The organism is Winogradskyella sp., from assembly GCF_016744625.1.
GTDB lineage: Bacteria > Bacteroidota > Bacteroidia > Flavobacteriales > Flavobacteriaceae > Winogradskyella.
The window spans coordinates 1-11,915 of record NZ_JADGDZ010000035.1 but is presented as its reverse complement, the minus strand read 5'-3'; the positions used below and the strand labels follow the sequence as shown (position 1 = coordinate 11,915).

General features: G+C 32.6%; 9 protein-coding genes and 1 tRNA gene. 8 read left to right on the top strand and 2 right to left on the bottom strand.

Translation table 11 applies throughout. The annotated features are described in order from the left end of the window. Positions 1-86 precede the first annotated feature (86 nt). On the top strand, positions 87-1,133 hold the full coding sequence (locus QZZ53_RS09030; RefSeq protein ID WP_296383780.1) for an FAD-dependent oxidoreductase: 1,047 nt from the start codon (positions 87-89) through the stop codon (positions 1,131-1,133). Here QZZ53_RS09030 and QZZ53_RS09025 read toward each other — a convergent pair. Continuing rightward, positions 1,123-1,506, bottom strand: coding sequence for a DUF983 domain-containing protein (locus tag QZZ53_RS09025; protein ID WP_296383778.1), 384 nt, complete (start codon positions 1,504-1,506; stop codon positions 1,123-1,125). The genes QZZ53_RS09030 and QZZ53_RS09025 overlap by 11 nt on opposite strands. A 109-nt stretch (positions 1,507-1,615) precedes the next feature. On the opposite strand from QZZ53_RS09025, the gene QZZ53_RS09020 reads away from it, so the two are divergent. From QZZ53_RS09020 to QZZ53_RS08990, 7 genes are all read left to right on the top strand, one after another. Next, a complete protein-coding gene (locus QZZ53_RS09020) occupies positions 1,616-3,526 on the top strand; it encodes an ABC-F family ATP-binding cassette domain-containing protein (protein WP_296383776.1) in 1,911 nt (636 codons plus the stop codon). A 67-nt stretch (positions 3,527-3,593) separates the two neighbouring features. Further along, on the top strand, positions 3,594-4,745 hold the full coding sequence (locus QZZ53_RS09015; RefSeq protein ID WP_296383774.1) for an HlyD family efflux transporter periplasmic adaptor subunit: 1,152 nt from the start codon (positions 3,594-3,596) through the stop codon (positions 4,743-4,745). 3 nt (positions 4,746-4,748) lie between these two features. Next, positions 4,749-8,030, top strand: a complete 3,282-nt coding sequence (locus QZZ53_RS09010) for an efflux RND transporter permease subunit (RefSeq protein ID WP_296383772.1) — start codon at positions 4,749-4,751, stop codon at positions 8,028-8,030. Further along, positions 8,011-9,336 (top strand): TolC family protein, encoded by a 1,326-nt coding sequence (locus QZZ53_RS09005; RefSeq protein ID WP_296383770.1) that lies wholly within the window; start codon positions 8,011-8,013, stop codon positions 9,334-9,336. The genes QZZ53_RS09010 and QZZ53_RS09005 overlap by 20 nt, the downstream gene beginning before the upstream one ends. A gap of 5 nt (positions 9,337-9,341) precedes the next feature. Beyond that, complete coding sequence (locus tag QZZ53_RS09000; RefSeq protein WP_296383768.1) at positions 9,342-9,521, top strand: CPXCG motif-containing cysteine-rich protein; 180 nt, start codon at positions 9,342-9,344, stop codon at positions 9,519-9,521. A 132-nt stretch (positions 9,522-9,653) separates the two neighbouring features. Then, on the top strand, positions 9,654-10,505 hold the full coding sequence (locus tag QZZ53_RS08995; RefSeq protein WP_296383766.1) for a Two component regulator three Y domain protein: 852 nt from the start codon (positions 9,654-9,656) through the stop codon (positions 10,503-10,505). 159 nt (positions 10,506-10,664) lie between these two features. After that, positions 10,665-10,737: transfer RNA gene (locus QZZ53_RS08990), tRNA-Met, on the top strand. A gap of 55 nt (positions 10,738-10,792) precedes the next feature. Here the strand turns inward: QZZ53_RS08990 and QZZ53_RS08985 are convergent. Beyond that, a partial coding sequence (locus QZZ53_RS08985; RefSeq protein WP_365940488.1) for a formylglycine-generating enzyme family protein occupies positions 10,793-11,915 on the bottom strand: 1,123 nt, incomplete at its 5' end.

Genomic DNA, 11,915 nt, shown 5'->3' with positions numbered 1-11,915 from the left:
CATTCTGCACTAGATACGGAATCCATAGATAAAAAATAGATTCCTGCCTTCGCAGTAATGACAAACAATTATTTACTTTTGCCATAATGAAAGAAGTTAATTATATTATTGTGGGTTGTGGATTGGCGAGCATAGCATTTTGCGAGCAATTAAGAGCACATAATAAGACGTATGTAGTATTTGATGATAATTCACAGAAATCTTCTAAAGTAGCTGCAGGATTGTATAATCCTGTTATTTTAAAGCGTTTTTCTGAAGTCTGGAAAGCTAAGGAGCAATTAGAGCTCGCTTTACCTTTATACTCTAGTATAGAAAAAGACCTTAATATTAAGGTTGACTATAAGCTTAGAATCTTAAGGCGTTTTACTTCTATACAAGAACAAAATAAGTGGTATACGGCATCAGACAAACCAAGTTTAGAAATGTTTCTTTCTACTCAACTCGTTAAGAATACGAATTTGGAAATTGATGCGTCTTTTGGATTTGGCGAAGTTTTACATGCAGGTCGTGTAGATACAGAAACTCTCATTATAAGCTACAAAGAGTTTTTAAGACATAATAATCGCTTACAAGAAATCGCTTTTGAACACGACAAGATTCAATTTGGAGTTGATTCAATTCAATATGAAAGTTGGAAAACATCACATATTGTATTTGCCGAAGGTTTTGGAGTAAAACAAAATCCTTATTTTAAAGACATTCCACTAACAGGTTCAAAAGGCGAGATTCTAACTATAAAAGCTCCAGGTTTAAAAATCGATTACGCGATAAAATCTTCAGTATTTGTTATTCCACTTGGTGATGATTTATATAATGTTGGTTCTACTTATGATAATGAGGATAAATCTAATGAGCCAACTGAAAATGCAAAGGCGGAACTGATTTTAAAAGTGAAAACCTTTATAAAATGTGATTTTGAAGTTGTCAACCATGTTGCAGGTGTTAGACCAACAGTAAAGGATAGAAGACCTTTGGTTGGTAGACATTCAGAACATAAAAATCTCTATGTTTTAAACGGTTTAGGGACAAGAGGTGTAATGATTGCACCTTATGTTGCCGATAAGCTATTTAATTTTATTGAAAAAAATGGAGCGCTAGATGCTGAAATAGATATTCAACGATTTATTTCTTAATTAAAGATTTGTCGTAGCTCATAAAGAGGTTAATCCAAATATTTCGAGACCAGCGCATTATCAAAGGCATTAACCCAACTAAAGTAACCACAATGGCAATAAAGGCGGTTACAAGTGAAGATTCAAAAATCAGGTAACTTACCGCAAAAGCAATAAGCGAAAAAGCAATGCCAACTCCATAACTCACATACATAGACCCATAGAAAAATGAAGGTTCCATTCTATATTTTGTGTTGCAATGTGAGCACGTATCATTAATTTTTAATGTATTAGTAAGGATGTAGGGATTTTTCTCAACATACATCGATTCTTGATGACATTTTGGACAAGCTCCAAAAAGAATACTATACAATTTCATTCCTTTTCTAATCATAATTATTGCTTACTTTTGCGTTTTTTAAAACAGGGCAAAGTTAAAATATTATAGTTCTGCTATTGTAACAATTGTAACGTTTATTACGATTGTAATATTCAAAAAAGTTATGCTAAATATTCATAATCTATCTATATCATTTCAAGGAGAATACCTTTTTGAAGAAATCACCTTTAAACTAGGTCTTGGAGATCGTATTGGTTTAATTGGTAAAAATGGTGCTGGTAAATCTACAATGCTCAGAATTCTATCTAAAGAGCAAGAAGCAGATACAGGTCAAATAGCTTCGGATAAAGACTTAAAGATTGGGTTCTTAAAGCAAGACATTGACTTTGATTTTGGAAAAACCGTTTTAGAAGAATCTTATGAGGCTTTTAGAGAAATTAAATCCTGTGAAGCAAAACTAGAGGAGATTAATACGCAACTTGCTGAGCGTACAGATTACGAAAGTGAATCTTATAATCAGTTGATGATTGATTTGAATGAGATTCAACATCAATACGAAATTTTAGGTGGTTATAATTACCAAGGTGAAACAGAAAAAATCCTTCAAGGCCTTGGTTTTAAACGAGAAGACTTTAATAAGCTAACCGATACATTTTCTGGTGGTTGGAGAATGCGAATAGAATTAGCAAAACTCTTACTGCAAAATAACGACTTACTACTTTTAGATGAGCCTACTAATCACTTAGATATAGAATCTATTATTTGGTTAGAGAACTTCTTGAAAAACTATCCTGGAGCAGTGGTTATCGTATCTCACGATAAAATGTTCTTAGATAATGTAACCAATAGAACTATCGAAATCTCATTAGGTCGCATTTACGATTACAATAAGCCTTATACTAAGTTTCTTGCATTAAGAAAAGAAATGAAAATTCAGCAATTGGCTGCACAAAAGAATCAAGAAAAACAGATACAGCAAACTGAAAAATTGATAGAAAAGTTTAGAGCCAAAGCTTCTAAGGCAACGATGGCACAATCGCTGATTAAAAAGTTAGATCGAATTGATAGAATTGAAGTTGATGAAGACGATAATAGCGTTATGTCATTAAACTTTCCTGTATCTATAACACCTGGTAAAGTTGTTGTAGAGCTTGAAAATGTTTCAAAATCTTATGGAGAATTACAGGTTTTGCATAATGTAAACTTAGCAGTGCCAAGAAATATCAAAACGGCTTTTGTTGGTCAGAATGGACAAGGTAAATCAACTCTCGCTAAAATTATTGTTGGTGAGATTAAGCACGAAGGAAATTTAAACTTAGGACATAACGTACAGATTGGTTATTTCGCTCAGAATCAGGCAGAGTATTTAGACGGAAATAAAACTGTTTTAGATACTATGATTGATGCTGCTAACGAAACGAATAGAAGCAAGGTTAGAGATATTTTGGGCTCCTTTTTATTTAGAGGTGATGAGGCAGAGAAATATGTTAGAGTACTTTCTGGTGGTGAACGAAATCGTTTAGCGTTAGCAAAACTATTATTGCAACCATTGAACGTTCTTATAATGGATGAGCCTACCAATCACTTAGATATTAAATCTAAGAACGTTTTAAAGGAAGCCTTAAAAAAGTTTGAAGGAACTTTAATATTAGTCTCACACGATAGAGACTTTCTTCAAGGTTTAACAGATACAGTTTACGAATTTAAAGACCAGAATATTAGAGAATATTTAGGTGATATTGATTTTTATCTAGAACAACGTAATCTCGAAAATTTACGAGAAGCAGAAAAGCGAACTGTAGTTGCTAACAAGCCGAAAGAAAGTAATAAGCAGAGTTACGAAGACCAAAAGAAATTAAAATCTTTAAATAACAAGCTCAGTAATATCGAATCTAAAATTAATCAGTTAGAAAAAGATATTAAGTCAGATGATTTGAAGCTGGCAACCGATTATGATGCTACGGCTTCAGATCCCAAGTTTTTCGATGCTTATCAAAGCAAGAAAAAATCACTTGAACAATTAATGGAAGACTGGGAAAACATACAAGAGCAGTTAGATACTATTAATAATTAAGATTATTTTAACGACTTAACATTCTGTTATAGGTAAATTTGCGCTTCAAATAACCATCAACAACACAATGCGTAAAATTATTCTTTCCTTATTAGGAGTTATCCTAATTGTAGGTGCTGTTTTTATTGGAAAATCTATAAGTAATAGCAAGAAAAAAACAAGACCAATTCCTGCAAAAGTAATCAAGACAGTATTTACTGACACTGTTGAAAATTCTACTGTGCAAATCATAATTCCTGCAAACGGAAGTTTGGTAGCTCAGCGTCGTGTAGAATTGTATGCTGAGGTTCAAGGTGTTTTTAAAACAAGCAGTAAACTATTTAAACCAGGTCAAAAATACCGTAAAGGCGAAAATTTAATTCGTATCAATGCTTCAGAATATTATGCAAGTGTACAATCTTCAAAAAGTAATCTATATAATTCTATAGCTGCTATAATGCCAGATTTAAGATTAGATTTTCCTGATATTTTTCAAAAATGGGAAAACTATCTTAATGGTTTCGATTTAAATAAAACGACACCTAAATTACCAGAAATAACTTCAGATAAAGAGAACTATTTTATAACTGGTCGTGGTATTGTTTCTAACTATTATGGTGTTAAGAATCTAGAACAACGCTTAGCTAAGTATAATATTAGAGCGCCTTTTTCAGGAATCCTGACTGAAGCATTAGTTACAGAAGGTTCTTTAATTAGAAATGGACAAAAATTAGGGGAATACATCGATCCATCTGTTTACGAAATGGAAGTTGCATTAAGTAAGACCTATGCAAGTCTTTTAAAAGTTGGTAAAAGTGTTGTCCTTAAAAATCTTGATAATACAGAAACCTATTCTGGGAAAGTATCTCGTGTTAATGGAAGTATTGATGCGACCACACAAACTATTACAGCTTATATAGAAGTTAAAAATGAAACACTGAAAGAAGGTATGTATTTAGAGGCCAATCTAAATGCAAAGGAAGAGCCTGATGCGATTGAAGTAAATAGAAGTTTGGTGCTAGAAGGTAATCAAATCTTTATTGTTAGAGATAGTATATTAGATATTATAGATGTAAAACCAATCTATTTTTCTGATACTAAAGTGGTGCTTAAAAATGTACCTGAAGGCACTGTAATTTTATCAAAACCAGTTCCTGGAGCTTATGCAGGTATGTTGGTAAAACCTTTTAATGATAAGATAGAGAGAAGCAAAGAAAAACCATCTAAAAAAGCAAACTAAAGGATGAGAAAACTAATTGCTTTTTTTATAAAACATAGTGTTGCAGTAAATGTCGTTGTTTTAACTTTTTTCGTTTTTGGGTTTTTCGGAGCTAAGAATCTGAAATCATCATTTTTTCCGCTTATAGACTCAAAAAATATAAGTATTAATGTTGCTTATCCAGGCGCATCTCCTCAAGAAATTGAAGAAGGTGTCGTTTTAAAAATAGAAGATAATCTTAAAGGTTTAAATGGTGTAGAGCGTGTTACATCAACATCTAGAGAGAATAGTGGAAGCATAAATGTTGAAATAGAAAAGGGCAAAGACATTGATTTTATGCTTCTAGAAGTTAAGAATGCTGTAGATCGTGTTCCTTCTTTTCCTGTTGGGATGGAGCCGTTAATTGTAGCGAAACAAGAAGCCTTACGACCAACCATTACGTTTGCTATTAGTGGTTCTAAAATTCCACTTGCTACTTTAAAGCAAATAGGGAGACAAGTTGAAAATGATTTACGAGGCATTGATGGAATTTCCCAAATTCAAATTTCTGGATATCCAGAAGAAGAAATTGAAATTGCACTTAATGAAACCAATTTATTAGCATACAATTTAACCTTTGCAGAAGTTTCTCAAGCGATTAATGAATCTAGTCTAATTACTACTGGTGGAACCATTAAGACAAATACTGAAGAATATTTGATTAGGGCAAATTCACGTTCTTATTATGCAGATGTGTTATCCAATTTAGTGGTAAAAGCAGATGCTTCAGGACGTACCATTCAGCTAAAAGATATTGCAGTTGTTAGAGATCAATTTTCTGAAACACCAAACTCTAATTATTTTAATGGTGACTTATCAATTAACGTAACCATTACAAGTACCAATACCGAAGATTTAATTACTTCGGCTGATAAAACTAAGGCATATATTGAAGAGTTTAATCAGAAATATGACAATGTACAGTTAAATGTTGTTAGAGATTTATCTAAAACTTTAGTACAACGAACTGATTTGCTTACAGAAAATGCTATTATTGGTATGATACTGGTACTTCTATTTTTGTCTTTATTCTTAAATACACGTTTGGCATTTTGGGTTGCATTTGGTTTGCCTGTGGCATTTTTAGGAATGTTTATGTTTGCTGGTTATTTTAATGTAACGATCAATGTATTGTCTCTTTTTGGGATGATAATAGTGATTGGTATTTTGGTTGATGATGGTATTGTTATTGCTGAAAATATCTACCAGCATTACGAAAAGGGAAAGTCGCCAGAACAAGCTGCTATAGATGGTGTGATGGAAGTGCTTCCAGCAATTGTTTCAGCTATCTTAACTACAATCTTGGCTTTTGGTATTTTCTTGTTTTTAGAAGGTAGAATTGGTGAATTTTTTGGAGAAGTTTCTGTGGTTGTAATGCTTACTCTGCTCGTTTCTTTAGTAGAAGCTTTAATTATTTTGCCTGCCCATTTAGCACATTCTAAAGCTTTAAGAGCTCAGAATATTGAGCAAAAAGCTGGATTGCTTGGTGTATTTCAAAATATATTTTCAAAATTGAGATATATAAATACATTTGGTGATTATATAATGCGTTGGTTTCGTGACAAGATGTATAGTCCAACATTGCGTTTTGCTCTCAATTATAAATTTTTAACCTTTTCATTTTTTATAGTCTTCTTAATCCTAACTAAAGCAAGTTTTGATGGTGGTATTATTAGAGGAGCTTTTTTTCCGAGAATAGCAAGTGATAGAATACAAGTGTCGCTTAATATGCCAAACGGTACTAATGAGAATGTTACAGATAGTATTATTTCATTTATTGAGGCAAAGGCTATTGAAGTGACGGATGAGATTAATAAAGAATATTTAGATGAAGACTATGAGAATCACTTGGTTGAAAATATGATTAAAAACATTGGACCAGGTTCTTCAACTGCTTCATTAACGATTAATTTATTGCCAGGAGAGGAGAGACCTAATGAGATTACATCAAATTTAGTAACTAACCGTTTAAGAGAGCGTGTTGGACCTGTAATTGGAATAGAAAGTTTAGTGTATGGAGGAGGTGGCAATTTTGGTGGCCTGCCAGTTTCTGTATCTTTATTAGGAAATGATATTTCTGAGCTCAAAGCAGTTAAAGCAGAATTAAAACAAAGCCTAGAAGACAATGTTTTATTAAAGGATGTTACAGATAATGATCCAGCTGGCATCAAAGAAATCCGTTTAGAACTTAATGAAAGTGCTTATGCATTAGGGTTAAACCTAAGAACAGTAATGACTCAAGTACGTTCTGCATTTTTTGGGGCACAGGCGCAACGTTTTCAAAGAGGACAAGATGAGATACGTGTTTGGGTAAGATATGATAGAGCTAATCGTTCTTCAATAAACAACTTGGATAATATGCGTATTACGGCACCAAATGGTAAAAAGATACCACTTAAAGAAATTGCAAGTTATAGTATTGAGCGTGGTGATGTTGCTGTAAATCATTTAGAAGGACGAAGAGAAATACAAGTGTCGGCAGATATAAAAGATGCTAAAAAGACAAGTTCAACAGATATTATGGCTGAGATAAGAGATGAGATTATGCCAGAAATCTTATCAAAATATCCAACGGTTACACCATCATACGAAGGACAGAATAGAGAACGTTTAAAGCTAATGAATTCATTAGCACCTGTAGGTTTAACTGTTTTAATCTTAATTTATGTAGTAATCGCATTTACGTTTAGAAGTTATAGTCAACCATTGTTATTACTATTGTTAATTCCGTTGAGTTTACCAGCAGTAGCTTGGGGACATTGGATACACGATTTCCCTGTAAATATTCTATCAATGTTAGGTATCATTGCTCTTATTGGGATTATGGTGAATGACGGATTGGTTCTTATAAGTAAGTTTAATAGCAATCTAAGAGAAGGATTGGCATTTGATGATGCGTTATATGAAGCAGGACGTTCGCGTTTTAGAGCTATATTTTTAACGTCTATAACTACAGTTGCAGGTTTAGCACCATTAATTTTTGAAGAGAGTCGGCAAGCGCAGTTTCTAATACCAATGGCAGTTTCTATAGCCTACGGTATTGGTTTTGCTACAGTTTTAACGTTAATTGTATTACCAATTTTCTTATCGTTTAGCAACTTTGTAAAGAAAAACGTAAAATGGTTGATTACTGGAGACGGCATCACAAAAGAAGAAGTAGAGCGTGCCATTAAAGAGCGGGATGCAGAAATACAATCCGAAAAACTTAGAATTGAATACAATCAAGAACATCTGATAATAGAAGAAAATGAAGAAGCAGAGTTTTAGTATAATTATTTTAATCCTTGCGTTATGTATTTCTTTTAATGGAATTTCGCAACAAGTTGTAAAACCGTCTGAAGCCATCGGTTTAGCATTAGAGCATAATTATGGAATTAAAATAGCAAGCAATACTGTTGATATTGCGGAGAATAATAAGAATATTTTAAATACCAGATATTTGCCAACATTGACAGGTAATGCTGGCGCAACCTATAATTTGGATAATACAGAAGCTCAATTCTCTAATGGAGAAACAACATCATTAAATGGTGCAGAGAGTTCGCGTTATAATGCTAGTGTTAATCTTAATTATACACTTTTTGACGGATTGGGTCGTCATTACGATTACAAGCGACTTAAGGAAGAATATAGTCTAAGTGAATTACAAGCAAGGGCTACTATTGAGAATACTATTACACAATTACTTACTGTATATTATGATGTAGCTAGACGTTCTGAGAATTTAGAGTCGCTTCAAGAGACTTTAGAGATTTCAAAAGACAGATTAACACGATCCGAATATCAATTTGAATATGGTCAAAGCACTAAGTTAGATGTACTTAATGCCGAAGTGGATATAAATAACGATAGTATTAACATCATTAATACAAAACAAAGTTTAATCAACGCTAAACGCGATCTTAATTTTGTTACTGGAAATACAATAGATAATGGATTTGCTGTTGATACAATGGTTACGTTTTTATTACAATTAAATAAGAATGAACTTTTAAATAAGTTGCATAAGAATAATGTCACGTTAATTGAGAATGAAAAAAATATAGCTATTAATGAGTTTACACTTAAGGCAAATAAATCTGGTTATTTACCTACTATAGGTTTAACAGGAACTTATGGTTGGAATGAAAGTAATAATAATGCAGCTTCATTTGTAGCCGTGTCTACCAATACAGGCTTATCAGGTGGATTAAACCTAAGCTGGAATTTGTTTGATGGAGGAGGTACAATAACAAGAGTCAAGAATGCTCAAATTAATCTTGAAAATCAAAAGCTTCAAAAAGAACAATTGAGATTAGATGTTGAGCGAAACTTCAATAACGCTTGGGATGATTATCAGAATAAGTTAAGAATCTTTCAAGTTCAAGAGTCTAATATCGAAACTGCAAAAAATAATTTTTCTAGAACTCAAGAAAAATTTAAACTCGGTCAAGTCACATCAATAGAATTTAGACAAGCACAGCTTAATTTATTAACTTCTGAGTTAACTAGAAATCAAGCTAAATACGATGCTAAATTAGCTGAGGTTTTAGTACTTCAACTTAGTGGAGAATTGTTGAATGTTGAGATTTAAAGCTTATGAATGAATATTTCTTTCAATGTCCTTATTGTTGGGAACAGATTTCTATGCTAATTGATACCTCTCAAAACCATCAGAAATATATAGAAGATTGCGAAATTTGTTGCAACCCTATCCAAATTTCTGTGACAACTGAGAACCAAGGAATCACAGATTTTCAAGCAGAAAACATAGAATAGTAAAAAAATTAACCAACTGATTGTTAATGTTTTAATTTTTTAATAATGCAGTTCATCGAAAAAATTTGCATTTCATGGAATTTGCATTTATATTCGTCACGCGATTACGCCCCTAACATAAAATCTGCTATTATGAAAACTTTAAAATTAACTTTACTTTGCTGCTTACTTTCGGCATTTGCATTTGCAGATGTTTCTCAAACTCAGAAAGACGCGCTTGTAGCAATATATAATTCAACAAATGGTGATTCTTGGAAGACTTCATGGGATTTAGAACAACCAATTTCAAATTGGCATGGTTTAACCATTGAAGATGACAATGTTGTTGCGATAAATTTAAGTTTTAATAACCTTAACGGAAACCTTCCAAAAGAAATATCTGATTTATCTGCTTTGAAGGTTTTGAATTTATCTTTTAATAAGTTACAAGGTGAGTTACCGAGCACATTGACAAATATGATTAGCCTAGAAGAGCTAAAATTGTTTTCAAATAAGTTTATTGGAGCAATTCCGAAAAATATTGGAAACTTAACCAATTTGAAATCTTTAGAATTATACAATAATAATTTCTTTGGTGAAATTCCATCATCTATTGGGAATTTAGAAAAACTAGAAAATTTAATTTTAAGTAGTAATTCATTAATAGGAAAACTACCAGCTAGTATCTCTAAATTAAAATCTTTAAAAGTATTGAGCTTATTTGATAATAGCTTCTTAGGAACAATTCCTTCTTCTATTGGTCAATTATCACAATTAGAAGAATTAGTTTTATCTAATAATGCTTTTTACGGTAATTTACCAAATGAGTTAGCGCAATTGACAAATCTTAAAACGTTGCTTTTAAGTAATAATGCGTTTAAAGGAAATTATGCAGTTTTAAAAGATCAACTTCCTAACATTGTGGATTTTGATTTAGATGAAGCTAACATGAAAGGAGCTTTAGCGACATTAGATTCTGAAGAGGATGATAACGACGACGATTAACATATAATGATATAAATAATGCTCAAATTTTTGAGCGTTATTTTTTTGTTTTAATGCTTGCTAAATTTAAAAAGCGTTGTATATTTGCAGTCCTAAAATGATTGAGTCGGTATTATGGACCGAAAGTTAAAAGCTAAGTTTATCATTTTGAGATTAAATCGCGGGATAGAGCAGTAGGTAGCTCGTCGGGCTCATAACCCGAAGGTCACTGGTTCGAGTCCAGTTCCCGCTACAAAGAGAGCCTCTTGAGAAATCAAGAGGCTTTTAACTTTTTAAATATCATTTGCTTATTTAAGCATTTCAGGCGTAGCAACTGTTCTAAAACCAATATGATCTGAACCAGAATCTGGACTCATTCCCATTTTAGCAGAGATTCTAAAGCTAGCACAATACGATGCATTACATAGAAAAGAACCACTTTTAATAACGCGTTCTTGTATATAAGGATTATCAGGATTGTAGCCTTTAGATGCACCTTTAGGGTTAACTAAATTTGTGCTATCCTTTATGGATTGGTAGTAATTGACATTAAAATAATCGTTTGTAACTTCCCAAACGTTGCCAGACATATCATAGAGACCAATTGAATTTGGTTCATAAGATTTTACAGGAGATATATATTTAAATCCATCAACAGGTTCATTAAGCGTTGGAAAAGTGCCTTGCCATGTATTTGCTTTTTTATTTAATTGATTTGCATCGTTTCCCCAAGTGAAAATAGCATCATTATTTTTACCTTGTGCTGCAGCTTCCCATTCTGCTTCTGTAGGCAATCTTCTATTTGCCCATTTACAATAAGCTAGAACATCTTCGTAGGCTACGTGTACTACAGGATAGTCATCTTGCCCTTCGATTGAAGAACCTGGTCCTTGCGGTTGTTTCCAATTGGCTCCAATTTTCCATGTCCACCATTGTCCATAGTTTTGCATATTAACTACAGCATTGACGTTTTTATTGAAAATTAGACTTCCAGGTTGAAGAATGGAGTCATGTGGTTTAGGCGTACCAGCAGGTAAATCTTTAACCATTTCGTCCCAATTAATTTCACGTTCTGCTATAGTAATGTAATCTGTCGCATCTATGAAAGTTGAAAATTGTTTATTGGTAACTTCAGTAATGTCTATAAAGAAACCATCGACAGTAACATGATGTGCTGGCTTCTCTCTATGCATGGCATAGTTGTCAGAATCTTTAGCGCCTTGCAAAAAGGTTTTGCCATCTACCCAAATCATACCGTTGGGAGTTTTTACTTTTGAAGACTTGGTTTTGTCTTCTTTATTAGTAATATTTTCTTTGTCCTGATGCTGATCTTTACAACCTAAAAGAATAAAGAAAAGACTAAAAAAAATAATACTTACACCGGCTTTTTTTGACATAACTTTTATAAAATTAATTAAGCGAGTATAAGTA